Below are 24,385 nucleotides of genomic sequence, written 5' to 3'. Positions count from 1 at the left end.
TGACCGGGCAGCCCTTACCCGACCGAGGGAGCAGTACCGTGACCGCAGCCTCCGTAGCCGTCGTGACCAGCGGAATCGGCCTGGAGCTGGACGCCGACCTGCCCGAGGTGGTGAAGGCCCTGCGGGCGGCCGGCGCGAGCGCGGAAATTCTCATCTGGGACGACCCCTCGGTGGACTGGGGGCGGTACGACCTCGCGGTGATCCGTTCGACCTGGGACTACTCGGAGCGGCTGGCGGACTTCCTCTCCTGGACCGAGCGGGCCGGCCGGGCCACCCGACTGCTCAACCCCGCGGCCACGGTCCGCTGGAACAGCGACAAGCACTACCTCGCCGAGCTCGCCGCCCGGGGCGTGCCGACCGCACCCACCCGCTTCGCCGAGCCGGGCGGGGAGTTCGGCCCCGAGGACCTCCCCACCGGGCGGGGCGTGGTGGTCAAGCCCGCCGTCTCGGCGGGCGCCGTGGACACCGCGCGCTACGAGGCCGGGCGGGCCGGGGACGCCCTGCGGCACGTGCGGATGCTCACCGGGCAGGGGCGCGCGGCCGTGGTCCAGCCCTACCTGCGCCTGATCGAGGAGGGCGAGCGCGCCCTGGTCTTCTTCGCCGGCGCCTTCAGCCACGCGATCCGCAAGGGCCCGGTGCTCACCGAGCCGAACGTCATCGACAACGACCGCACCGCCCACCCCGGCGTGAGCGCGTACGAGCCCACCCCCGAGGAGCTCGCCACCGCCCGCGCCGCACTGGCGGTGGTCCCCGCCCCCGGCGCCCCGCTGCTCGCCCGGGTCGACCTCGCGCTGGACGACGACCGCCGCCCGGTGGTGATGGAGCTGGAGCTGATCGAACCCAACCTCTTCCTCGCCCACCACCCCGACGCCCTCGGCCGCTTCGCCGCCGCCGTCACCTCCCTCGCACACCACGGCGCCCCGTGACCGGGGCGGTCACGGGGCGCTGAGGGTGCGTCAGCCGGGCGTCGGCGGCGTCGGACGGGGTCAGACGGCGGCCGGCGCCGCCGCCTCGATGGTGCGGATGGTGCGGGTGGCCGGGGAGACCGTCAGGCGGACCACCGTGCCGGGGACGACGGTGGCGCGGCGGGCCGGCAGGGCCCAGGCCGTGGTGCGCTCGGCGTCGCCGGTGTCCAGGGCCAGGAACAGCGGGGCGTCCTCGTCCTTGCGCGGCTCCACCCGGAGCACCTCGCCGGTGAGCACCAGCGGAGCGCCCCGCTCCCGGACGGCGAGCACCAGGTACCAGACCGTCAGGAGCGAGAAGGCGGCGATCGCCACGCTCTCGCCGAGCAGCGGGCCCGGCGTCTCGAAGGCGTGCTCCATCCAGCCGTTGCCGCTGGCGAAGTTGCCCGGCATGGTCGCCAGGAAGGCGGCGAACAGCGTCCAGCGGCCGAACTTCTCGGCCACCGCGATCGCGGCCAGGGCGATCGCCACCCAGCCCAGGGTGAGCAGCAGGCCGGCCCGGCGCAGCGAGTGCTCCGCCTCCGGCCCGGTGACCGCCCACTCGGGGCGGCGCAGCGCCGCGAACAGCACCAGGCAGACCACCACCAGGGCGGTGGCGCCCGCGAGTTGGAGCAGCTTGCCGGTGCCGGCACCGAAGCCGGGGTGCAGCCTCGGGTAGCGGATCCGGACCGGTCGCCAGGTGCCGCCGTAGGAGGACCAGACCCGGCGCTTGTCGCCGGAGTCGAAACCCAGCAGCCGGGCCGCGTCGCTGGTGACGCCGAGCGCGGCGCCGTAGCCGAGGTAGCGGTCCCAGACCGTGACGGCGGCGGGCGGCAGGGCGCCGAACTCCTCGTGGGCGCGCAGCCAGCCCTGGACGCCGGCCCAGTGGCCGGCCCGCTCCAGGCCGCGCGGGGTGGCGCGTTCGTGGCCCAGCACCCGGGTGAGCACCCAGCTGAACGGGACCAGCGGGAGCAGGGCGGCGGCGACCACGCCGCGGATGCCGTGGTGACCGGCCAGTCCGGCCCCCGCGAGCGACGCTCCGGGGAGGCAGGCCAGCACGCCGAGCAGGCCGATCAGCACCGGGCCGAACCGGGGGCGGGAGATCCCGCGCTGCCAGGCCTCGGTGACGATCTCCTTGCGCAGCGCGGCGTTCCACGCCTTGGAACGCTCCTCGGCCCGGAAGGCGATGGCCCCGATCGGGGCGCCGTCGGCACCGGCCCGCTCGGCGGTGCGCAGCAGCACCCGGCGCTCGTAGGGGGTGAGGTCCTCGGCCGCCTTGCCGGTCAGGTGGACGGTGGTCCGCGCCGGCTCGTTGCCGGGCTGGCGCAGTTCGAGGTGGCCGCGGGCGGCCAGGTCGAGCAGGGTGGCGGCGGCCGCGTTGTCCACGGAGCGCCAGCCGTTGGCCAGCAGGGCGACCAGGGCGGGCCGCTCGGGGTCCTCGCCGAACTCCTGGGTGGCGGGGCCGGGCCGCACGGCGCCGTTCCGGGTCGCGGCCAGCGCGGCGGCGAGCACCGCGAACCAGAGCACGGCCAGCCCGAGCGCGCCCCAGTAGAGCTGGGTCTCCAGGCTCACGCGAACCTCACCTCGGTGGGCGCGTCGGCGACCGGACCGGCCTCGAAGTACTCGCGGTGGCCGTGGGCGCCGCCGATGCCGGCGACCAGGTTGGCCGGGAAGCTCTCCAGGGCGTTGTGGTAGCTCTGCACGGCGCTGTTGTAGAACTGCCGGGCGTAGGCGATCTTGTCCTCGGACACGGTCAACTCCGCCTGGAGGTTGGAGAACTGGCGGTCCGCCTTGAGCTGCGGGTAGCTCTCGCCGAGGGCCAGCAGCTTGCCCAGCGAGGCGGTCAGCACGTCCTCCGCCGCGGCCTGGCCGGCCACGGTGAGGCCGCCGCCGGTGGCCGCACCGCGGGCCGCGATGACCGCCTCGAAGGTGGCGCGCTCGTGCGCGGCGTACCCGCGGGCACCTTCGACCAGGTTCGGTATCAGCTCGTGACGGCGCTTCAGCTGGACGTCGATCTGCGCCCAGGACGCCTTGGTCTGGTTGCGCAGCCGCACCAACCGGTTGTAGGTCCGGACCACCCACCACACGGGGAGCACCACCAGGACCAGGACCGCGACGAGCACACCGATGAGGACACCCACGGTGTCGACCTCCAGAGGGGAAGAGACCTCGCACTCCGTGGAGGTCGGGCAAAGATCCCATGGATATCACGCCGGGGACACCGGCCCGAAGGGGGTTTCCTCCGGGCCGGTGCGCGGTGCTACTTGAGGCCGCTGTCGAGCGCGTTGATCAGGGTGCCCGACGGGGTGTCACCCGTCATCTCCCAGATCATCGCGCCGAGCAGGTTCTTGTTCTTGATGTAGGCCGCCTTCTTGCCGATCGACCAGGCGTCGTCGAAGGTCCACCACTGCCCGCCGGCCCCGGTGTAGCCGAAGGTGGAGACGGACTGCTCGTCGTGGACGACCGTCATCCCCGGGAAGGTGGTGACCAGATTGTTGTAACCGCGGGTGCCGGCCTCCTCGGCGAACTGCCCCGGCGCCGCGCCGGTGGCGGCCTGCCACTCGCCCTTCACCCCGCCGTCGGTGACGCCCTGCCAGCCCCGGCCGTAGAACGGGAAGCCGATGGTGAGCTTGCGCGGGTTCACCCCGGCGTCCAGGTAGGCCTTGACCGCCGCGTCGGTGGAGAACTTCACCGGGTACGGGTCCTGGGCGTCGGCGTAGAGGTTGGCCTGGTGGCCGGCCCGGTTGGGCTCCCAGGAGTTGTCGCTGCCCGCGCCGTGGAAGTCGTAGCCCTGGACGTTGGCGATGTCCAGGTACTTGAAGATCTGCGACAGGTCCCAGCCCTGGTTGATCTTGGCCGGGTCGGCGGGGGTGAAGGCGGTGAGCAGCTTGTGCGAGCCGCCCAGCGCGTCCAGCTGCTTGCGGAACTCGGCCAGCAGCGCGGTGTTGTTGGCCTTGTCGTTGACGCTCCAGTGGTTGCCGGCGTGGCCGTCCGGCGAGCCCGGCCACTCCCAGTCCAGGTCGATGCCGTCGAAGATCCCGGCCGCCACGCCCGGGCCGCCGGCCGCGTTGTAGGCGGGCAGGTCGCCCTTGATCCAGACGTCCAGGCAGGACTTGACGAACTTCTGCCGGGAGGCGTCGGTGGCCGCCACGTCGGAGAAGTACTTGGAGTAGGTCCAGCCGCCCAGCGAGACCACGACCTTGAGGTGCGGGTACTTGGCCTTGAGCTTCTTCAGCTGGTTGAGGTTGCCGCGCAGCTTGCCCCAGCCGTCGTCGGCCACCCCGTCCACCGACTGGGCGGCGCTGAACGGACGGCCGTAATCGGCGTCCGCGTCGCCCGCGCCGGTGCCCTGGTCCGGATCCTGCGGGTTGGCGGTGGTGCCCTTGGTGACGCCCGCCAGGCAGGTCAGGTTGACCGGGTCGATGTTCTCGAAGGCGTAGTTGATGACGTCGAGCTTGGCGGCCGAGCCGGAGGTGTCGAGGTTCTTGACGAAGTACTGGCGGCCGTAGATGCCCCACTGGGTGAAGTAGCCGACCCGGGTGTACTTGCCCGGCCCGGCCAGGTCACCGGTGGTGGCGGTGAGCGGGGCGGAGAGCGGGGAGAGGTTGTCCACCGCGTCCCGGGCCCGCACCGTGAAGGTGTACGAGGTGGCGGGGGCGAGCGAACTCACCGTCGCCGTGGTGCCGGTGACGCTCTGGGTGAGCGCACCGTCCCGGTACACGTCGTAGGAGACCACTCCGACGTTGTCGGTGGAGGCGTTCCAGGCCAGCGCGATCGACCCCGAAGTCACCGTGGTGGCACGGAGGTTGGTGGGCGCGGTGGGCGGCACGGGGTCACTGGCCGGGTCGGTCGTGGTGAACTGCACCACCGGGCTGACCGGTCCGGCGTTGCCCCGGGTGTCCTTGGCCCGGACGGTCAGGCCGTACGCGGTGGCCGGGGTGAGCCCGGTCGCGGTGCCCGAGGTGCCGGTCGAAGTCCCCACCACGGTTGAGCCGTTGAGGATCTCGTAGGAGGCGACGGGGTAGTCGCCGGGGGTGGCGGCGGGCCAGCTCAGCGCGGCCGACTTGGTGGTCAGCGCGGTGACCACCGGCTTGCCGGGAGCGCCCGGCGGCACGTCGGGGGTGCCGTCGCACTTGTCGCCGTTGACGGTGCAGCCGGTCGGCGTGCCGATCGGGCCGTTGGCGACGAACCAGAAGCTGTACGGCTCGGTGGTCGCGTTCGGCTGGACGGTGGCGTTGTAGTAGGCGTTCTTGGCCACCACGTGACGGCCCGTCACGGTGGCGTCGCCGTTGTAGCTGCCGCTGATGGTGACGCCGGCCGGGAGGTCGAACTCCAGGGTCCAGCCGGTCACGGCGGTGGTGGTGGCGTTGCGGACGATGAAGGTGCCCTTCCACCAGGAGCCGTTGTCGGCCGTGGTGAAGGTGGCGGTCAGCCGTCCGGCCGCGTGCGCGGGTGGGGCCGCGAGCGTGGCGAGGAGGGCGACCGGGAGCAGCAGCGCTGTGCTCAACAACGCGAGCAGCCTGCTCCTGAGATGGGTGGGCATGGTTCTCCTGTGGGTGTGGGGGTTCCGTACAGGGGGTTGCAGAACCGTGCTTGCCGTCCGGTCGGGTGACGGCCGAATCGCACTGGGCGATGTGAGGATGAATGTAGGAGGACTGGACCACAGCGTCAACAGGTCCATACCATTTGCGCGACGCCGTCAAGCCCCGGGGCGTGCACCGACCATGCCCCGGCCCCCCATGTCCTGACGGTCCGTCCGCTCGGTACCAACCATCCCCCACTGGAGGTACTCGTCTTGCGTACCCGTATCCGCCTGCTCTCCGTGGCAGGCGCCGGCATCCTGGCGGCCGCGGCGGCACTCACCGTGCCGACCACCGCCCAGGCGGCCAACCTGTTGACCAACCCCGGCTTCGAGACCGGGACGCTCTCCGGCTGGTCCTGCACCGGCGGCCTCGGCTCGGTGGTCTCCAGCCCCGTCCACGGCGGCTCCAAGGCCCTTGCCGGCGCGGTGAGTTCGAGCGACACCGCGAAGTGCACGCAGACCGTCGCGGTGCAGCCCAACACCGCCTACACGCTGAGCGGCTGGGTCCGCGGCAACTACGTCTACCTCGGCGTCACCGGTGGCACCTCCACCTGGACCCCGTCCGCCTCCGCCTACACCAAGCTCTCGGTCTCCTTCACCACCGGGGCGAGCCAGACCAGCGCCGAGATCTACCTCAACGGCTGGTACGGGCAGGGGACTTACAACGCCGACGACATCAGCCTGGACGGCCCCGGCGGCAGCAACGACACCCAGGCGCCGACCACCCCCGGCACCCCGCTCTCCACCGGCAAGACCTCCTCCACGGTCTCCCTCACCTGGGGCGCGGCCACCGACAACGTCGGCGTCACCGCCTACGACGTCTACCAGGGCTCGACCCTGGCCACCACCGTCGGCGGCACCAGCGCCACCGTCTCCAACCTGAGCGCCAACACCGCCTACACCTTCACCGTGAAGGCCCGCGACGCGGCCGGGAACACCTCCCCCGCCTCCAACGCGGTGAGCGTCACCACCGACCCGGGCACCACCCCGCCGCCCGGCTTCAAGCAGGCCGCGCCCTACCTCTACAACGGCTGGGGCAACCCGCCGTCCCCGACCACGGTGATGAGCGCGACCGGCATCAAGTGGTTCACCATGGCCTTCATCCTGGCCCAGAACGGCTGCAACCCGACCTGGGACAGCCAGCGGCCGCTGCTCGGCGGCGTGGACCAGACCGTCATCAACCAGATCCGGGCGGCCGGCGGCGACGTCGTCCCGTCCATCGGCGGCTGGAGCGGCAACAAGCTCGGCCCCAACTGCTCCACCCCCGAGGCGCTGGCCGGGGCCTACCAGAAGGTGATCGACGCCTACGGCCTCAAGGCCATCGACGTGGACATCGAGAACACCGACGAGTTCGAGAACGCCACCGTCCAGGACCGGATCATCACCGCCCTGAAGATCGTCAAGAACAACAACCCCGGCCTGCGGACCATCCTCACCTTCGGCACCGCCACCAGCGGCCCGACCTCCTGGGGCAACCGCCTGATCGAGCAGTCCAAGGCGCTGAACGCCAACATCGACGTCTTCACCATCATGCCGTTCGACTTCGGCGGCGGCGCCGACATGTACGGCTCCACCGTCAGCGCGGCCGAGGGCCTGAAGACCAAGCTCAAGTCGGTCTTCGGCTGGGACGACGCCACCGCCTACGCCCACCTCGGCATCAGCGGCATGAACGGCCTGAGCGACCAGCAGGAGCTCACCAGCACCGACACCTGGACCAAGATCCGCGACTGGTCCAACACCAAGCACATCGCCCGCCTGGCCTTCTGGTCCGTCAACCGGGACCGGCCGTGCCCCGGTGGCGGCGTGCAGGAGACCTGCTCCGGCACCTCGCAGGCCGACTGGCAGTTCACCAAGATCACGGCCGGCTTCACCGGCTGACGCTCCGGACGACCGGGCCGCGCCTGCCGGAGCGTCAGAGCTCCAGCAGGCGCGGCTCGGTGGCCGCCACCGCGCCGACCACCGCGCCGCGCGCACCGTCCTCCCAGTCCAGCAGGTGCAGCCCGTCCCACCGGCCGCGCAGCGGCGAGCCGTCCAGCGGCAGGGCGGAGAGGTCCACTCCGGCCAGGGTGTCCAGCGTGGCGCGGCCGACCTTGATCAGCGCCTCCTTGCGCACCCAGAGCCGAAGGAACGCCCGCTCCGGTTCCGGGTGCTCCTTCAGCCGCGCCAACTCGGCCGGGGCCAGCACCCGTTCGGCCACCTCGGCGACCATCCCCCGGGACGGCTGCTCCACGTCCACCCCGACCGGGCCGGGGCCGGCCGCCGCGGCCACCACGCCCTTCCCGTGCGAGAGGCTCACGTGCACCTCCGGGTGCTCCGCCAGGTACGGCCGGCCGTGGCCCTCCTCCTCACAGTCCGGGCAGCGCTGGAGCAGCGTCAGGGCGGCGGCCTCCGTACCGAGCAGCCGCGCGGCGCACTCGCGCACCAGCACGTGGGCCGCGACGAAGTCCTCCCGGGTCGACGCGTGCCGGAACCGCGCGGCCCGGGCCCGCTCCACTCCGGTCAGCAGCCCCTCCCCCGCACCGGCCCGCGCCAGCACCTCCGCACTGCCCGCGACCACCACCAGCGGCTCCACCACACGCCTCCCTCACTCGATCCGCCCGAGCCTACCCCCCGCCCACGCACCACCGGCCCTGGCCGGACGCAAGCGACCAGCGGCAGGACGCGCGACCCATGACGCGGGCGGCAAGGCCCACGACGCGGGCGGCAAGACGCAGGACACGCCAGGCGGCAAGCGGCAAGCGGCAAGACGCAGGGCACGCGACTGATGACGCAGGCGGCAGGCGGCAGGCGGCAGGCGGCAGGCGGCAGGCGGCAGGCGGCAGGCGGCAGGCGGCAGGCGGCAGGCGGCAGGCGGCAGGCGGCTGAGCATTGCCCCGCCCCTGCCGGCCGCGGCCCGGCCCGTCGTGCGCGGCCGCGTCCAGACTGACACCGCCTCAGTCCCGCCCTCCCCCTCCCCCTCCTCTCAACTCCCGTCCCGCCGACGGCGGTAGTGCCGGGCCACCCGGGCGCGGTTGCCACAGGTGGCCGGTGAGCACCAGCGGCGCCGGGGGTTCGCGGGCACGAACATCAACGCGCAGTCCTCGGCGGCACAGTCCCGCACAGCGGCCAGCACCTCCCCGCCGGTCACCAACTCGGCCACCGCCTCCGCGAGTTCACCTGCCAGCCGGGCCGAGGCCGGGCCGGTGCGGCGCAGCCGGTAGACCGGCCCGGCCGGGCCGGGGAGCAGCTCGCCCACCAGCGGGGCCGCCAGCAGCCTGGCGTTGAGCGCGTCGAGCACCGCCCCCGGCACCGGCTCGCCCCGCCGGACCCTCCCGACCGCGACCACCGCCAGCTCCCGCACCTCACGGACGGCGGTCAGCTCGGCCGGCCCGGTCACCGCCGGGACCTCCAACAGCCCGCGGGCCTCCTGGAGTTCGAGCCAGCGCCGGAGTGCCGCCGGATCGGCGAGCTGGTCACCGTCCCGGGGACGGGTGTTGAGCAGATCCAGGGCGAGCGGTTCACCGATCAGTGGGTCAGCCATGCCGCTAATGCTAAATCAATCCCTTGACACATTAGAAGACTCTGCGAGAAGCTAACGCCACCAGCCACCAAGGAGGCATTAGAAATGATCGCCCGCGTCCGCCACCGCCACCTCGACGTCGACGGCCTGCGGCTCTTCTACCGGGAGAGCCTGCCCACCGATCCGGACGCCCCGGTGATGCTCCTGCTGCACGGCTTCCCCTCCGCCTCGCACCAGTACCGCCGCCTGATCGACGTCCTCGGCACCCGCTACCGCCTGATCGCCCCGGACTACCCGGGCTTCGGCCACAGCGACGCCCCCGCACCGGCCTCCGCCGGCGGCACCTTCGTCTACGACTTCGACCACCTCGCCGAGGTCACCGAGCGCTTCGTCGAACTCCTCGGCCTGGAGCGCTTCGTGCTCTACGCCTTCGACTTCGGCGCCCCCGTGGGCTTCCGGCTGGCGCTGCGTCAGCCGCACCGCATCGCCGGCCTGGTGGTGCAGAACGCCAACGCCTACACCGAGGGCCTCTCCCCGATGGCCCGCGACTTCATCGCCCTGCGCCCCGGGCAGCCCGGCGCCGAGCAGACCGTCCGCGAGCTGCTCACCCTCCCGATGACCAGGGGCCAGTACGAGGGCGGCACCGTCGACCCCGAGCTGATCGCCCCCGAGGGCTGGACCCTCGACCAGCACTTCCTCGACCTGCCCGGCCGCACCCGGCCCCAGCTCGACCTCGCCTTCGACTACCACTCCAATGTCGCGCAGTACCCGGCCTGGCAGCAGTGGCTGCGCGAGCACACCCCGCCCACCCTGGTCCTCTGGGGCCGCAACGACGCCTTCTTCCCCGCCACCGGCGCCGAGGCCTACCTGCGCGACCTCCCCGAGGCCGAGCTCCATCTCTTCGACACCGGCCACTTCGCCCTCGAGGACCACCTCCCCGAGATCGCCCCCCTGATCGCCGACTTCCTCGACCGCACCTGGAAGCCCTGACGACCGCTCAGCCCGTCCCCACGGTCCGCCGGTAGACCACCGAACCCCGCACCTCGAACCCCGCCCGCTCGTACAACCGGTTCGCCGCCGCCCGCGAGGGCCGCGAGGTCAGGTCCACCGTCCGCGCCCCGCCCTCCTCCGCCAGCCGGACGGCCTCAGCGGTCAACGCCGTGCCCACGCCGTGGCCACGGGCCCCCGCGTCCACCACCACGTCCTCGATCCGGGCCCGCAGCCCGCTCGGCAGCGGGAGCAGTACGAGGGTCAAGGTCCCGACGATCCGGCCGTCCAGCCGGGCCAGCAGCACGGTGTTCGCCGAGCAGGCCAGCAACCCGGCCACCGCCTCGCGGTCCAACGGCTCGGCGCTGCCGGACAGTTGCGGCAGCAGACGGGCGAAGGCCTCGACCAGCTCGCCGTCCGCCTCCCGGGCGATATCCACAAGAACGCTCATGACCGCACAGCCTAGGGGAGGCGCCCGGTCAGCGGCGGTGCGCGGCCTCGGCAGTGCCGGTCCGTCCACCGCCGCCGCCTCCGCCTGCCGCGCCGCCCCGTGCGCCGCTGCCGCCCGGACCGGCCGGGCGCTCCCGCAGGGCTACGACGCAGGGCGTCCCGTGCCGCGCCGCGGGTGTCGTCCCGGAGGTCCGGGGTAGGTGCCCGTACACAGACCGAGGGAGGCCGCCATGACCGTGCCCGTGCCCCCGAACCCGGACACCCACCCACCGTTCCCCGAGCCGCCCCGCCCGGACCCCTTCCCCGGGCCGCCGCCCGGACCGGGCCCGCGCCCGCCGCTGCCCGACCCGGACCCGGGCCCGCCCCCGGCACCCGATCCCGCACCTCCGCCCCAGGAGTGACCGCCCTCCCCCGGGAGTGGCCACGGCAAGGTGCATGAGTACGCGACGGACCTGACCCACCCCTCCCCCACGCGGCCGGCACCCGCTAGCCTCCGTCAGTGCACAGAACAGCGAAGAAGCAGAACCGGATCCTCGCGGTCTGTCTGGCGGGCGGCTTCACCACCATGCTGGACAACTCCGTCCTCAACATCGCCGTCCCCGCGCTGCGCAGCACCCTGGAGGCCTCGGCCACCCAGATCCAGTGGATCGTGGCCGGCTACTCGCTCGCCTTCGGCCTGGCACTGATACCCGGCGGGCGGCTCGGTGACCTGCGCGGCCGCAAGCAGTTCTTCGTCGCCGGGATCGCCCTGTTCGTCGCGGCCGGCCTGCTCGCCGCGGCCGCCACAGACCCGTGGCTCCTGGTGGTCCTGCGGCTGCTCCAGGGCGCGGGCGCCGGCCTGGTCAACTCCCAGATGATCGGCACCCTCCAGGACGTCTTCACCGGAGCGGCCCGCACCAAGGCCCTCGGGCTCTACCAGGTGACCTGCGCGGTGGCCATCGCCCTGGGCCCGCCGCTCGGCGGAGCCCTGATCGCGCTGGCCGGGCCGGAGTGGGGCTGGCGGCTGGCCTTCCTGATCAGCGCCCCGTCCGGACTGGCCACGCTGGTCCTGGCGGTCCGTCACCTCCCGCGCCCCGCCCCGCGCCCCGCCCCCGCCGCCGGGGCGGCGCACGGCCTCTCCTCCCTCGACCCGCTCGGCCTGCTGCTCACCGCCGCCATCACGGTCGCGGTGATGCTCCCCTTCGTCACCTCCGCCGCGCTCCCCGCCCAGCTGGGCCTGGGCGCCGCCGCCCTGGCCCTGGCCGTCCTGCTGGCCCGGTGGCAGCGGCACTGCGCGGCGACGGGCCGTCAGCCGCTGATCCACCCCTCGCTGCCGCGCTCCGCTCCGTACACCCTGGGCACCCTCACCGCGATGGCCCAGTTCGGCGCCTCGCTGGCCGGCAGCCTGGTGCTGGTGATGTTCCTCCAGGACGGGCTGGGCCTGACGCCCCTCGCGGCGGCCGCCGTCACCCTGCCCTCCGCGGTGGCGATGGCCGTGGTCTCCTCCGTTGCCTGGCGCGCCGTCCAACGCTTCGGGGCCCATCTGGTGCCGCTCGGCCTCACCCTGGCGCTGGCCGCCGTCCTGCTCAGCGGTCTCGCCGCGCTCTGGACCTCGGGGCCCTGGCTGCCCGTGCTGCTCGGCCTCGGCCAGCTCTGCACCGGGGCCGCGGCCGGCCTGGTGGTCTCCCCCAACCAGGCCCAGGTGCTCCGCTACGCCCCCGCCGAGGCGGCCGGGGTGGCGGGCGGCATCCTCCAGATGTCGCAGCGGATCGCCGCCGCCGTCGGCATCTCGGCGATCTCCGGCATCTACCTCAACAGCTCCGCCGCCACCCCGGGCGCCGCCTACTTCCAGGCCGCCCTGGCCTGCACCGCGGTCTTCGCCGTGGCCCTGCTGCTCTCCGTCCTCGCCAACCGCAGCACCCCCGAGCCGCCGACCGCCGCCCCGGCCGCCCGCCCCGAGGTCCGGGAGGGCGCGGCACGGGGCGACTGATCCCGGCCGGAGCCGGTGACCCGCCGTCAGGCGCTGGCCAGCGCCACCCGGACGGCCTCGGCCACCGGCTCCGCCCCGGCGGTGAGCTCCAGGGTGCGGCCGATCGCCGCATGGGCGTCCAGCAGCTCCAGCAGCACCCGGGCCACGTCCTCCCGGGGGACGGGCGCCAGCGGCAGCGCCGGCACCGCGAGGCGGACGAAGCCGCTGCCCGGCTCGTCCAGCAGCGGGCCCGGGCGCAGCACCGTCCAGCCGATCCGACGGGCCCTCAGGTCCTCCTCGGCCGCGCCCTTGGCCCGCAGGTAGTCGGTGAACTCCTGGTCCATGCCCGGCGCCCCGGCCCGTTCGATGCCCATGGTGGAGACCATCAGGTAGCGCGGCACCCCGGCCAGTTCGGCCGCGTCGGCGAACAGCACCGCTGCCGCCCGGTCGACACTGTCCTTGCGGGCGCTGCCGCTGTTCGGCCCGGCGCCGGCGGCGAACACCACCGCGTCGGCCCCGCTCAGGCCGCCCGCCAAGTCCTCCAACGAGACGGACTCCAGATCGCAGACCACCGGCCGGGCCCCGACCGCCTTGAGGTCCGCGGCCTGGGCGGCGGAGCGGATCAGGCCGGTCACGGTGTCCCCGCGCGCCGACAGCAGCCGCTCCAGCTGGAGCGCGATCTTCCCGTGCCCACCGGCGATCACCACGTGCATGCCCCGACGCTAACCCGCCGCCGACGACGGCGCCCGCCCCCACGCCGAACGGCCGGTGCCCCGGCCCTCACGAGGGGGACCGGGGCACCCGGGGCCCGACGCCGTTTCAGCTCACTCCACCGGCGCCTTGTCCCGCAGGATCCGCACGAACTCCCGCATCCAGCCCGGGTGGTCCGGCCACGCCCGGGCGGAGACCAGCTGGCCGTCGACCACGGCCTCGGCGTCCTCGTAGACCGCGCCGGCCCCGGTCACGTCCAGCTCCAGCGCCGGGTACGCGGCCGTGCGACGGCCCGTCAGGGCGCCGCCCGGCAGGGTGATCAGCGGGCCGTGGCAGATCTGCGCGACCGGCTTGTCGCCCTCGAAGAAGTGGGCCACGATCCGCTTCACCTGCGGGTCGTTGCGCAGGTACTCGGGGGCGCGGCCGCCGGGGATCACCAGCGCCACGTACTCGGCCGGGTCGACGTCCTCGAACGCCACGTCGGCGGGCCAGGTGTAGCCGGCCTTCTCGGTGTAGGTGTCGAAGCCGGGCACGAAGTCGTGCACCACGAACTGCAGCGTCTTCTTCGACGGCGCGGCGACGACCACCTCGTAGCCCTCCTCGCGCAGCCGCTGGTACGGGTAGAGCACCTCCAGCGACTCCGCCGCGTCACCGGTGACGATCAGGACCTTCGCCGTCATTCCACGCCCTTCGCAGACCGGCCGCCCACCCGCGTGGACGGTCCGCCCCCACCCTTCCGCGCCGGGCCGTCCACCGGCAACGGACCCTGGTGATCACGCCCGCTCCGTGCTTCCGCGCGCCCCCCGTGCGCTCCCCGTGTGCGCCCCCTCCTTCCATCCCCGGGCGCCCCTCTCGCGCCGCCCCCGCCCGGCCCGTACCGTCAGCAGCGGACCGACCGGAGGAGAACCCGTGCCGTACTCGCTGCCCATCGAGGCCGCCACCGTCCCCAATCTGCGCGACCTCGGCGGCATCCCCCTCGCGGGCGGACGCACCGTCAGACCCGGCCTGGTGCTGCGCTCCGGGCAGCTCGACCGCTTCGCACCCGGGGCCGACCCGCTCTTCGACGCCCTGGGCGTGCGCACCGTGGTGGACCTGCGCACCGACCGCGAACGCGCCGCCCGGCCCGACGTCATCCCGCCCGGCGGCCGCCTGGTGGTCGCCGACGTCCTCGCCGACCTGGTCAGCTCCGGCGCCGCCTCCAAACTCGGCACCGTGATGGCCGACCCGCTCGCCGCCAACCGCCTCCTCGGCGACGGCCGCGCCGCCGAGGCACTGATCTCCGACTACCGCTCCTTCGTGGCCGGCGACTCCGGCCGCGCCGCCTACCGCACCCTGCTCACCGAGCTCGCCTCGCCCGCCGACGGGCCCGTCCTCTTCCACTGCACCGCCGGCAAGGACCGCACCGGCTGGGGCGCCGCCCTCCTGCTCCTCCTGCTCGGCGCCGACCCCGCCACCGTCGAGGCCGAGTACCTCGCCGTCAACCCGGCCGTCCGCGCCGCCTTCGCCCCCGTCGTCGAGGCCTTCACCGCGGCCGGCGGCGACCCCCGGGTCACCGAGGAGCTGCTCACCGTCCGGCCCGCCTACCTGGCCGCCGCCCTGGAGACCCTCACCGACGGCTGGGGCGACGCCGAGACCTACGCCCGCACCGCCCTCGGCCTCACGGACGAAACCCTCGACGCCCTCCGGACCAACCTGACGGCCTGATCCGGCACCGCGTGGTCGTCCGCCGGCGGTCGCCCTTCGGGGGCGCGAGGCTCTGCTGATCTGCGGCTCCGCCGCGGGGCGCGAGTCGGAAGACGGCCCACCTGCCGCTGAAGCTCCGTCAGCCAGTTGCACGTGCTGCCGTTCCCCTACCTGTAGTTCTCCGCGCCCCGGGGTGGCCACTCTCCCTAGGTCACCGAGGTCCCCGCCACGGCGCCCAGGCCGTACGTGACCGCCGAGGCCAGTGCCACGATCAGCAGTTGCCGCCCCGCCGTCCGCCACGCACCCCGCCCCGAGCCGCGCCCGAGCGCCCCGCCGACCACCAGCGACGCCACCGCCGTGATCACCACCGAGGCCACCACCGCGCCGTTGCCGCTCGCGAAGAACCACGGCAGCAGCGGCAGCAGTGCCCCGACCGCGAACAGCAGCAGCGAGGAGACCGCCGCCACCATCGGCGAGCCGGCGTCCTTCGCGCTCACGCCGTACAGGATCCGGGTGCTCGTCTCCGAGGCCGACCGCCCCGTCACCACGCCCCGGCTGGCCCGCACCGCCGTCTCCCGGTCGAGCCCCCGCTCCCGCAGACTGGCCGTCAGGTGCCCCAGCACCACCGGCGGGGAGAGCCGCCACGCCTCCCGCAGCGAGCCCTCCATGCCCCGCGCCACCTCGGACTGGCTGCGCACCGAGACCCACTCGCCGGCCGCCATCGAGAGCGCCCCCGCGACCAGGCTGGCCAGCCCCGACAGCCGGACCGTTCCGGCCTCGGCCGCCGCGCCCGCCACCCCGAGGATCAGGCACAGGTTGGTCACCAGCCCGTCGTTGACCCCGAGCACCGCCGCCCGGATGCCGCCGCCGGCCAGCCGCTCGGCGGTGGCCCGCATGCCGGCCAACTCCCGTTCGGCGGCCGCGTCGTCCCGCTCCGAGCGCAGCTCCGGCCGCCAGTGCGGCGCCAACACGTCCCAGTCCGGCCCCGGCACCGCCATCCCGGATCACCACCTCTGTCGTCCCGTCGCTCCGCAGCGTACGGTGACGCCCTGCTGACGGAGGGTCAGGACCCCCGTGTCGGTTTGACGTTCTCGGCATTCCGGGGATACCTGTCCATGACAATTCCTTGTCAGACTCACACCCGTCGTTCACCCCCTCTTGTCCAGCGCTTGACCCTCCCGAGCACCTCGCACCCCAGCGTCCACCCCCATCCGTCCACCCCACTGGACACCCCCTGGACACCCCCACTGGAGGTCCCGTGTCCGTCGAGCTGCATCCAGCCGCCTCGGCCCGGTCCGACTTCGGCGCCCGGCTGCGCCACTGGCGCCTGCTGCGCGGCCTGAGCCAGGCCGAACTCGGCCGCCGCCTGGGCTACGACGACTCGCACATCAGCCGAGTCGAGAACACCCGCCGCTGGCCCCCTGCCGGAATGGCCGAGCGGATAGACGAACTCCTCGACACCGAAGGCGAGTTGGCCGAGCTCTGGCCCCAGGTGGAGCGCGAGCGGCGGCGCCTGTCGCAGCACAGCCGCAGCCTGGCCGCCGGCCCCGGCCCGGAGACCCTGGCCCAGCTGCTGGTGACCTACCGCAGCGCCGCCCGCGCGGTCGGCGGCCACGCCCTGGTCGACGTGCTGGAGCACCACACCCGGCTGGCGGCCCGTCAGCAGCGCACCGCCCCCGCCGCCGAGCGGGCCAGGCTCGGCGCACTGGCCGCCCGGTACGCCGAACTGGCCGGCTGGGCCCGCTTCGACCGGCTGGAGTACGGGCGGGCGCTGGCCTGGTACGAATGCGGCCGCGAGTGGGCGCTGGCCGCCGACGACCTGGCGGTGGCGGCGCTGTTACTGGCCCGGCAGAGCGCGGTGCACTGGGCCTCCGGACACGCCGCCGCCGCCCTCGGCTCGGCCAGGACCGCCGCCGCGCACGCCGCCCGCTCCGGACGGGCGGTCGCCGAGGCCCGGGCCGCGCTCGCCCAGGCCCGCGGCCACGCCCTGGCCGGGGACCGCGCCGCCGCCGAGGCCGCCCTGGAGCGGGCCGCCGACCGCACGGCCGCCGCACCCTCCACCGAGGCCGGCACCCTGCTGCTGCTCACCCACGGCACCTGCCACCGCGACCTCGCCGTCCGCACCGGCCGCCGCACCCACGCCAGGGCCGCCGCCGACGCCCTCGAACAGGGCCTGACCCGGCTTCCCCCGGAACAGCAGCACTACCGCAGCCTGGTGACGGCCCGCCTGGCCGGCGCCCTCGCCTGGGCCGGCCGCCCCGAGGCCGCCGCCACCGCCCTGGCCCGCGTCCCCGCCGCCCTCGGCCGCGTCGCCGAGGAACGCCGCCAGTCCGAACGCTGGCTCGCCCGCCACCACCACCTCTGAGACCCCGGCCACCCCGCGAGCCGCCAGGAACGTACGTGGTCACCCCGGGGCGCCAGGAACGTACGTGGTCACCCCGGGGCGCCAGGAACGTACGTGGTCACCCCGGGGGCGCGAGGAACTGCGCGAGTCGGAAGGCGGCCCACCTGCAACTGAGGGCACGTCAGCCCGTTGCAGGTGCTGCCGTTCCCCCGCGCGCAGTTCCTCGCGCCCCTGCAGGGCGCAACCACCCGCGCCACTGGTGCGGCCGTGCCTCCGCATACGCCGAAGGCCCCTCCGCCCACCCGGGCGAAGGGGCCGTGCCGATCAGCCGTCAGAGCGAGGCGGCGGCGGCCGTGATGGCCGAGGCGTAGGTGCTCACCTGGGTGTAGACGCCCGGCTTGCCGGGCCGTGCGCAGCCCTCGCCCCAGCTGGTGATGCCGACCTGGATCCAGTTGTTGGCCGAGTCCCGGCGGAACATCGGGCCGCCCGAGTCGCCCTGGCAGGTGTCCACCCCGCCGCTGGCCAGGTTGCCCGCGCAGAGCGAGGCCGCCGTGACCAGGCCGGGGTAGGCCGAGGCGCAGCTGGCGTCGCTGACGAACGGCACGTTGGCCTTGAGCAGGTAGCGCTGCTGGGCTCCGCCCTCGCTCGCCGCGCCCCAGCCGGCCACCGTGAAGGTGCCGCTGTCGTAGGCGGTGGTGGAGGCGATCGGCAGGGTCGTGACGGAGGCCGGCACCGCCGAGGCGAGCTTGATCAGGGCCCAGTCCTTGCCGTTCTCCGCACCGGTGTAGCCGGGGGCCCGGTACACCTTGGTGGACTTGATCTTCACGGCGCTCGCGCTCTGCAGGTCCACCACGCCGACGGTGGCGGTGATGCTGGTGGTGTTGCCGCTGGCGCCGACGCAGTGCGCGGCGGTCAGCACGACCTGCCGGGTGATCATCGCACCGCCGCAGCCCATCGACAGCCGCACCATGAACGGGAACTCGCCCTGTGCGGCCTTGGTGCCGCCGACCACGCTCGGCGTCACCTCCCCGGCCTGGGCGGGCAGCACCATGACACCGGTCGCCATCAGGGCACCGGCCGCGAGGGACGACCAACGGGCCAGTTGACGCTTCATCATCAGCCTCCGAAGTGGGGGGTCGGGAGGGCCCCAGCTTCCTTGTCGGAGCACGGTCAGCGGCAGGGGTGGGAGCCTGCCACCGCCGACTGGCAGGACCACCCGCCCCGACCCCCGGGAGTCCGCGCCCACGCTGGCGGGACCCTCGGCCCGGGAGGAGGATCGGCCCGTGGAGACCAACCAGCCCGCCTCCCCGGACCCGTCCGACGGCCTGCGCCTCGGTACCGCGCGGGGCCGCTGGGTGCTGGCCGCCACCGCGCTCGGCTCCGGCATGGCGATGCTCGACGGCACGGTGGTGAACGTCGCCCTGCCCCGGATCGGCGCCGACCTCGGCGCCTCGATGGCCGCGCTCCAGTGGACCGTCAACGCCTACCTGCTCACCCTGGCGGGCCTGATCCTGCTCGGCGGCTCCCTCGGCGACCGCTACGGCCGCCGCCGGGTCTTCCTGATCGGCGTGGTCTGGTTCACCGCCGCCTCGGCGCTCTGCGCCTTCGCCCCGAACGTCGGCCTGCTGATCGCCGCCCGTGCCCTCCAGGGCATCGGCGGCGCCCTGCTGACGCCGGGTTCGCTGGCCATGCTGCAGGCCTCCTTCCACCCGGACGACCGCTCCGGCGCGGTCGGCGTCTGGTCCGGCCTGGGCGGGGTCGGCGCGGCGGCCGGGCCGTTCCTCGGCGGCTGGCTGGTGGACGGGCCGGGCTGGCGCTGGGTCTTCCTGCTCAACCTGCCGCTGGCCGCCGTGGTGATCGCGGTGACGGCCCGTCACGTCCCGGAGACCAGGGACGAGTCCGCCACCGGCCGCTTCGACGTGCCCGGCGCGGTGCTCGCCGCGCTCTCGCTGGCCGGGATCACCTACGCGCTCACCGAGGCGGGCCGCGGCCCCTCCCTGCTGCTCGGCGCGGCCGGTGTGCTGCTGGGGGTGGCCTTCGTGCTGGTCGAACGGCGCAGCGCCGAGCCGATGATGCCGCTGACGCTCTTCTCCTCCCGGCTGTTCTCCGCCGTCAACCTGGTCACGCTCTGCGTCTACGGCGCGTTCAGCGGCGTCTTCCTGCTGCTGATGGTGCAGCTGCAGACCGTCTCCGGCTTCACCCCGCTGACCGCCGGACTGGCCCTGCTGCCGATCACCCTGCTGATGCTGGCGTTCTCCGGCCGGGCCGGGCGCTTCGGCCACCGGGTCGGGCCGCGGCTGCCGCTGGTCATCGGTCCGCTGCTCTGCGCGGCCGGGGTCCTGCTGCTGCTCCGGGTCGGCCCGGGCGCCTCGTACTGGACGGACGTGCTGCCCGCCGTCACCGTGCTCGGCTCGGGCATGACGCTCCTCGTCGCCCCGCTCACCGCCACCGTGCTGGCCGCCGTCGAGGTCCGCCGCGCCGGCATCGCCAGCGGTGTGAACAACGCGGCCGCCCGCGCGGCCGGACTACTGGCGGTGGCCGCCCTGCCCCCGCTCGCCGGGCTCACTGGCGACGCCTACCTCGACCCGGCCCGGGTGGACACGGCCTTCGGCACCGCGATGTACGCCTGCGCCGGCCTGCTCCTGCTGGGCGCCGTCCTCTCCGCCCTCACCGTCCCGCGCGCCGCGCTGGAGCCCGAGCACGAGATCGCCGAACCCACCTGCGAGTGGTACTGCGACGGCACCACCCCACCGCTCGACCGGCCCCCGTCCGGATAACCCCCGTGCATCCGGACGGGGGCGGTCCTCAGCTCCCCGTGAGCCGCTCCGATCGTCCCCCGGACGCCACCGAGCCGCATCCACCGACGAGTTGATCCCCCGTCGGTGCCGTACACCGGCGGGTTGAGTTCCGTGCACGACCGGTCCCCCCGGGCAGCCGGTCGCCCGGCCCGCCGATCAGCCGGCCAAGGCTCCCGGCACCACCAGCCGCGCCTCGTAGGCGGCGATCACCGCCTGGGCCCGGCTGCGCAGGCCGAGCTTGGTCATCACCCGGTGCAGGTGGGTCTTGACGGTGGCTTCGCTCACCACCAGGCGGGCGGCGATCTCCTCGTTGGACAGGCCGCGGGCCACCCAGGTGAGCACCTCCCGCTCACGGCCCGTCAGCTGCTCCAGCTCCGGCCGCGCCCCCGCCGGTTCGGCACGCGGCGCGAACGCCTCCACCAGCCGCCTGGTCACCCCCGAGGCGAACAGCACGTCCCCGGCGGCGATGGTGGCGATGGCGGCCAGCAGCCGCTCCGGCGGGGTGTCCTTGAGCAGGAAGCCGCTCGCCCCGGCGCGCAGCGCGGCGTAGACGTACTCGTCCAGGTCGAAGGTGGTCAGCATGATCACGCACGGACGCTCCGCCGGAGCCTCCCCCGCGACCCCGGCCAGCAGCCGCTCGGTGGCGGTGATGCCGTTCATGCCCGGCATCCGGATGTCCATCAGCACCACCTCCGGCCGGTGCAGCGCGGCGGCGGCCAGCGCCCCCTCGCCGTCGCCGGCCTCCCAGACCGGCCCGAAGCCGGGGGCCGCCCGCAGCAGCGCCGCCACCCCCGCCCGGACCAGGTACTGGTCGTCCACCACCAGGACGCTCGTCACGGCCCCACCTCCGCCCACCCGACGTCAACTCCCCTGTCCCGTCGCGCCCTCCGCCGACGGGTCCGGCCGCACCGGCAGCACGAGGCGCACCTCGAAGCCCCCGTCCCCGGTCTCCCCCGCCGACAGTTCGCCGCCACTGATCCTGGCCCGTTCGCGCAGTCCGATCAACCCGTGGCCCGCCTCCTCCACCGGGCCGGACGCACCGCGCTCCCCGTCCCCGGCGTTGCGCACCGTCACCCGCAGCCAGCCCGGGCTCTGCGCCACCACCACCTCGGTGGTCGCTCCCCCGGCGTGCTCGTCCACGTTCGCCAGCGCCTCCTGCACCGTCCGGTACGCACACAGCTCGACCCCGGGCGACAGCGGCCCCGTCCGCCCCTCCTGCCGGTAGTCCACCCGCGCCCCGGCCCGCACCGAGCGCTCCACCAGCGCGGCGATCTCGGCCAGCCCGGGCAGCGCGTCCAACGGCGGCCCCGACGCGCTCCCGGCCGGGCCGTCCTGACCCTCCCTCAGCGCACCGGTCAGCGTCCGCAGCTCCGCCAGCACCTCGTGGCTGACCCCCCGGATGGTGTCCACCGCCTGCCGCGCCGCGGCCGGATCGGAGCTGAACACGTACCCGGCCAGCCCCGCCTGCACCGAGATCACCGCCATGTGATGGGCGATCAGGTCGTGCAGCTCACCGGCGATCCTGATCCGCTCGTCCACCACCGCCCGCCGCGCCCGGTCCTCGTGCTCCCGCGCCGAACGGGCCGCCCGCAGCAGCTCCGCCTGCCGCTCGGCCGCCCGGCGCATCGAGAATCCGATCAACGCCCCCGCCGGCGGCGCCAGCAGCGCCTGCGCCACCACCACCCCGGGCGCCAGGCCGCCCGCGATCCCGCTCTGCACCATCACCGCCATGGTGAGCGCCAGCGCCGGGACGGCCGTGCGCCAGGGGCGCAGCTCGCAGACCACCAGCAGCGCGAGCAGGCCGCACCACCAGTTCACCGACGGCTGGTAGCCGATGGTCAGGTACGCCGAGTACCCGAGGTTCGAGAGCACCACCGCCGCGAACGGGTAGCGGCCGCAGACCGCCAACGGCGCAGCGGATCCGACGGTCAGCAGGTACGCCCACGCGTCGAACTCCCGCCACCCCGGCGGCCGGTACCCGCTCCCCACCACACACCCGCCGACCGCGAACGCCACGGCCGCCGACACCTCCAGCCCCCGCCGCCCGCCCACCGTCCGCCACCGCACCGCACGGAGGTTAACCGCCCCTCACGGCCCCGTCGTCAACCCCACGGTTGATCCGCCGCCGAGTGCGGCCGAGGGCAGCGACCCGGGGGCGCGAGGAACTGCGCGCTTCGGAAGGCGGCTCACCTGCAACTGATTCACCATCAGCCAGTTGCAGGTGCTGCCGTTCCCCCGCGCGCCCCGCGGCGGAGCCGCAGATCAGCAGAGCCTCGCGCCCCCGGCATCACCACCACCGGCGCCGCGTGCCTAGAGGATGTCCCCCGGCGCGTACTTGGCGGCCGCCGGGTACGCCGTGGCGACGGCCTCGATGCGGCGGACCAGCTCGGCGACCTGCGCCCCCGCCGCCCCCGTGAAGGAGAGCCGGTCGGCGAGCAGCGCGTCCAGACCCGCCCGGTCGAGCGGGATCCGCTCGTCCGCGGCCAGCTTGTCGAGCAGCGCGTTCTCCCGCGCCCCTTCCCGCATGGCCAGCGCCGAGGCGACCGCGTGCTCCTTGATGACCTCGTGCGCGGTCTCCCGGCCGACGCCCGCCCGCACCGCGCCCATCAGGACCTTGGTGGTGGCCAGGAACGGCAGGTACCGGTCCAGCTCGGCCTCGATCACGGCCGGGAAGGCGCCGAACTCGTCGAGCACCGTCAGGAAGGTCTCCAGCAGCCCGTCGAAGGCGAAGAACGCGTCCGGCAGCGCGACCCGGCGCACGACCGAGCAGGAGACGTCGCCCTCGTTCCACTGGTCGCCGCCGAGCTCGGCGGTCATCGAGGCGTAGCCGCGCAGGATCACCGCGAGGCCGTTGACGCGCTCGCAGGAGCGGGTGTTCATCTTGTGCGGCATCGCCGAGGAGCCGACCTGGCCGGCCTTGAAGCCCTCGGTGACCAGCTCGTGGCCGGCCATCAGGCGGATGGTCTTGGCCAGGCTGGACGGGCCGGCGGCGAGCTGCACCAGGGCGGTGACCACCTCGAAGTCCAGCGAGCGCGGGTAGACCTGGCCGACGCTGGTGAAGACGTTCTCGAAGCCGAGGTGGGTGGCGACCCGCTGCTCCAGCTCGGCCAGCTTCCCGGCGTCGCCGCCGAGCAGGTCGAGCATGTCCTGGGCGGTGCCGACCGGGCCCTTGATCCCGCGCAGCGGGTAACGGGCGATCAGCTCCTCCAGCCGCGCGAAGGCGACCAGCAGCTCGTCGGCGATCGAGGCGAACCGCTTGCCGAGGGTGGTGGCCTGGGCGGCGACGTTGTGCGAGCGGCCGGCCATGACCAGCTCGCCGTACTGGGCGGAGAGGGCGCCGAGGCGGACCAGGACGGCCACCGTACGGTCCCGGACGTGCTCCAGGGACTGGCGGATCTGGAGCTGCTCGACGTTCTCGGTCAGGTCCCGGGACGTCATGCCCTTGTGGATCTGCTCGTGCCCGGCGAGCTCGCTGAACTCCTCGATGCGGGCCTTCACGTCGTGGCGGGTGATCCGCTCACGGGCGGCGATGGAGCCGAGGTCGACCTGGTCGATGACGCGCTCGTAGTCGGCGACGGCGGTCTCGGGCACCTCGATGCCGAGGTCCTGCTGGGCCTTCAGGACGGCGAGCCACAGGTGGCGCTCGAGGACCACCTTGTGCTCGGGGGACCAGAGCTGGGCCAGGGTCGCCGAGGCGTACCGGGAGGCCAGGACATTGGGGATCTGGGGCTTCGCGCTCACGCTTCGCAAGCCTAACAGTCGAGGTGGGAGCCGTTGGCAGCGGCTCGGGCAAGGGACTTGACTACGCGCGTAGCTCCGTGCTGGGGGCGGCGCCCAGCCCCGCGAAGAGCAGCTCGAACAGGTGGTCCCGCCGCCGGGCCAGCTGCTCCGACTGCCCGCTCACCCACCCCAGCGCGTTGCTCAGCGCGTACAGGTCCAGCGGCGTCACGTCGCTCCGCACGGCCCCGGCCCGCTGCGCCCGCTCCAGCAGCCGCCCGGCCGCCTCCCGCATGGCCAGGCAGTCCGCGTGGAGCGGCGATCCGACGTCCCCCAGCGTGGCCACCAGGGTGGCCGGCAGCCCCTGGTACGCACCCGCCTCCCGGGTGAACTCGTACAGCCACTCCCGCAGTGCCCGCTCCGGCGCCGGCCCTCCCCCGGCCAGCCCGTCGGCCCGCTCGGCCAGCGCGCGGAAGCGCCGGTGCAGCAGTGCCTCCAACAGCGCCTCCCGGGTGGGGAAGTGCCGGTACAGGGTGCCCAGCCCGACCTCGGCCCGGCGGGCGACGTCCCGCAGCGAGGCCTGGGTGCCCTGCTCGGCGACCACCTCGGCAGCCACCTCCAGCAGCCGTTCGCGGTTGCGCACGGCGTCGGCGCGCGGTGCGCGCGGCGACTGACCCGACGAGGGCTCAGCAGGCATGAGCGGTCCACCCTTTGACATCCGGAGC

Annotated in this window: 21 protein-coding genes; 7 read left to right on the top strand and 14 right to left on the bottom strand. The window is 74.3% G+C overall.

Going from position 1 to position 24,385, the window contains the following annotated elements:
• Positions 1 to 38: 38 nt before the first annotated feature.
• On the top strand, positions 39 to 926 hold the full coding sequence (locus ACWCYY_RS05065) for an ATP-grasp domain-containing protein (RefSeq protein ID WP_345281078.1): 888 nt from the start codon (positions 39 to 41) through the stop codon (positions 924 to 926).
• Between the two features lie 60 nt (positions 927 to 986).
• On the opposite strand, the gene ACWCYY_RS05060 is transcribed toward ACWCYY_RS05065, so the two are convergent.
• From ACWCYY_RS05060 to ACWCYY_RS05050, 3 genes are all read right to left on the bottom strand, one after another.
• Complete coding sequence (locus ACWCYY_RS05060; protein ID WP_449795146.1) at positions 987 to 2,513, bottom strand: DUF2207 family protein; 1,527 nt, start codon at positions 2,511 to 2,513, stop codon at positions 987 to 989.
• Positions 2,510 to 3,082, bottom strand: coding sequence for a LemA family protein (locus ACWCYY_RS05055; RefSeq protein ID WP_345281074.1), 573 nt, complete (start codon positions 3,080 to 3,082; stop codon positions 2,510 to 2,512). The genes ACWCYY_RS05060 and ACWCYY_RS05055 overlap by 4 nt, the downstream gene beginning before the upstream one ends.
• Positions 3,083 to 3,201: 119 nt before the next feature.
• Positions 3,202 to 5,484: a glycosyl hydrolase family 18 protein gene (locus tag ACWCYY_RS05050; protein ID WP_449795145.1), complete on the bottom strand. Its 2,283-nt coding sequence runs from the start codon at positions 5,482 to 5,484 to the stop codon at positions 3,202 to 3,204.
• Between the two features lie 252 nt (positions 5,485 to 5,736).
• On the opposite strand from ACWCYY_RS05050, the gene ACWCYY_RS05045 reads away from it, so the two are divergent.
• Positions 5,737 to 7,401, top strand: a complete 1,665-nt coding sequence (locus tag ACWCYY_RS05045; protein ID WP_449795144.1) for a carbohydrate binding domain-containing protein — start codon at positions 5,737 to 5,739, stop codon at positions 7,399 to 7,401.
• Positions 7,402 to 7,435: 34 nt separating this feature from the next.
• Here ACWCYY_RS05045 and ACWCYY_RS05040 read toward each other — a convergent pair whose 3' ends face one another.
• The gene (locus tag ACWCYY_RS05040; protein WP_345281040.1) at positions 7,436 to 8,095 is read right to left on the bottom strand and encodes a 4'-phosphopantetheinyl transferase family protein; all 660 of its coding nucleotides are present in this window, start codon (positions 8,093 to 8,095) and stop codon (positions 7,436 to 7,438) included.
• A 390-nt stretch (positions 8,096 to 8,485) separates the two neighbouring features.
• On the bottom strand, positions 8,486 to 9,043 hold the full coding sequence (locus ACWCYY_RS05035; RefSeq protein WP_449795143.1) for a CGNR zinc finger domain-containing protein: 558 nt from the start codon (positions 9,041 to 9,043) through the stop codon (positions 8,486 to 8,488).
• Positions 9,044 to 9,127: 84 nt separating this feature from the next.
• Between ACWCYY_RS05035 and ACWCYY_RS05030 the strand changes: the two genes are divergently transcribed.
• Positions 9,128 to 10,012 (top strand): alpha/beta fold hydrolase, encoded by an 885-nt coding sequence (locus tag ACWCYY_RS05030; protein WP_380148398.1) that lies wholly within the window; start codon positions 9,128 to 9,130, stop codon positions 10,010 to 10,012.
• A 7-nt stretch (positions 10,013 to 10,019) separates the two neighbouring features.
• Here the strand turns inward: ACWCYY_RS05030 and ACWCYY_RS05025 are convergent, their stop codons facing one another.
• The gene (locus ACWCYY_RS05025; RefSeq protein WP_449795142.1) at positions 10,020 to 10,460 is read right to left on the bottom strand and encodes a GNAT family N-acetyltransferase; all 441 of its coding nucleotides are present in this window, start codon (positions 10,458 to 10,460) and stop codon (positions 10,020 to 10,022) included.
• 498 nt (positions 10,461 to 10,958) lie between these two features.
• On the opposite strand from ACWCYY_RS05025, the gene ACWCYY_RS05020 reads away from it, so the two are divergent.
• The gene (locus ACWCYY_RS05020) at positions 10,959 to 12,428 is read left to right on the top strand and encodes an MFS transporter (protein ID WP_449795141.1); all 1,470 of its coding nucleotides are present in this window, start codon (positions 10,959 to 10,961) and stop codon (positions 12,426 to 12,428) included.
• 26 nt (positions 12,429 to 12,454) lie between these two features.
• Here the strand turns inward: ACWCYY_RS05020 and ACWCYY_RS05015 are convergent, their stop codons facing one another.
• Both ACWCYY_RS05015 and ACWCYY_RS05010 read right to left on the bottom strand, forming a co-directional pair.
• Entirely contained in the window at positions 12,455 to 13,120 is a 666-nt protein-coding gene (locus ACWCYY_RS05015) for an SDR family oxidoreductase (protein ID WP_380148396.1), read from the bottom strand.
• A gap of 111 nt (positions 13,121 to 13,231) precedes the next feature.
• On the bottom strand, positions 13,232 to 13,798 hold the full coding sequence (locus tag ACWCYY_RS05010) for a DJ-1/PfpI family protein (RefSeq protein ID WP_449795140.1): 567 nt from the start codon (positions 13,796 to 13,798) through the stop codon (positions 13,232 to 13,234).
• Positions 13,799 to 14,027: 229 nt separating this feature from the next.
• Between ACWCYY_RS05010 and ACWCYY_RS05005 the strand changes: the two genes are divergently transcribed.
• Positions 14,028 to 14,822: a tyrosine-protein phosphatase gene (locus ACWCYY_RS05005; RefSeq protein ID WP_449795139.1), complete on the top strand. Its 795-nt coding sequence runs from the start codon at positions 14,028 to 14,030 to the stop codon at positions 14,820 to 14,822.
• 185 nt (positions 14,823 to 15,007) lie between these two features.
• Here the strand turns inward: ACWCYY_RS05005 and ACWCYY_RS05000 are convergent, their stop codons facing one another.
• A complete protein-coding gene (locus ACWCYY_RS05000) occupies positions 15,008 to 15,799 on the bottom strand; it encodes a VIT1/CCC1 transporter family protein (protein ID WP_380148392.1) in 792 nt (263 codons plus the stop codon).
• Between the two features lie 260 nt (positions 15,800 to 16,059).
• Here ACWCYY_RS05000 and ACWCYY_RS04995 point away from each other — a divergent pair, with 260 nt between their 5' ends.
• On the top strand, positions 16,060 to 17,166 hold the full coding sequence (locus ACWCYY_RS04995; protein ID WP_345280620.1) for a helix-turn-helix transcriptional regulator: 1,107 nt from the start codon (positions 16,060 to 16,062) through the stop codon (positions 17,164 to 17,166).
• A 310-nt stretch (positions 17,167 to 17,476) separates the two neighbouring features.
• Here the strand turns inward: ACWCYY_RS04995 and ACWCYY_RS04990 are convergent, their stop codons facing one another.
• Positions 17,477 to 18,259, bottom strand: coding sequence for a S1 family peptidase (locus ACWCYY_RS04990; protein WP_380148675.1), 783 nt, complete (start codon positions 18,257 to 18,259; stop codon positions 17,477 to 17,479).
• Between the two features lie 169 nt (positions 18,260 to 18,428).
• Here ACWCYY_RS04990 and ACWCYY_RS04985 point away from each other — a divergent pair, with 169 nt between their 5' ends.
• Entirely contained in the window at positions 18,429 to 19,922 is a 1,494-nt protein-coding gene (locus ACWCYY_RS04985; protein ID WP_449795138.1) for an MFS transporter, read from the top strand.
• Between the two features lie 177 nt (positions 19,923 to 20,099).
• On the opposite strand, the gene ACWCYY_RS04980 is transcribed toward ACWCYY_RS04985, so the two are convergent.
• From ACWCYY_RS04980 to ACWCYY_RS04965, 4 genes are all read right to left on the bottom strand, one after another.
• On the bottom strand, positions 20,100 to 20,780 hold the full coding sequence (locus ACWCYY_RS04980; RefSeq protein WP_345280616.1) for a response regulator transcription factor: 681 nt from the start codon (positions 20,778 to 20,780) through the stop codon (positions 20,100 to 20,102).
• Between the two features lie 24 nt (positions 20,781 to 20,804).
• On the bottom strand, positions 20,805 to 22,010 hold the full coding sequence (locus tag ACWCYY_RS04975; protein WP_449795137.1) for a sensor histidine kinase: 1,206 nt from the start codon (positions 22,008 to 22,010) through the stop codon (positions 20,805 to 20,807).
• Positions 22,011 to 22,253: 243 nt separating this feature from the next.
• The gene (gene purB, locus ACWCYY_RS04970) at positions 22,254 to 23,693 is read right to left on the bottom strand and encodes an adenylosuccinate lyase (protein ID WP_345280612.1); all 1,440 of its coding nucleotides are present in this window, start codon (positions 23,691 to 23,693) and stop codon (positions 22,254 to 22,256) included.
• A gap of 52 nt (positions 23,694 to 23,745) precedes the next feature.
• Positions 23,746 to 24,357, bottom strand: a complete 612-nt coding sequence (locus ACWCYY_RS04965; RefSeq protein WP_345280610.1) for a TetR/AcrR family transcriptional regulator — start codon at positions 24,355 to 24,357, stop codon at positions 23,746 to 23,748.
• Positions 24,358 to 24,385: the final 28 nt, after the last annotated feature.

The organism is Kitasatospora sp. NPDC001664 (assembly GCF_053596675.1).
Note: the sequence above shows the minus strand (reverse complement) of the source record. Positions and strands in the feature narration are given on the sequence as shown.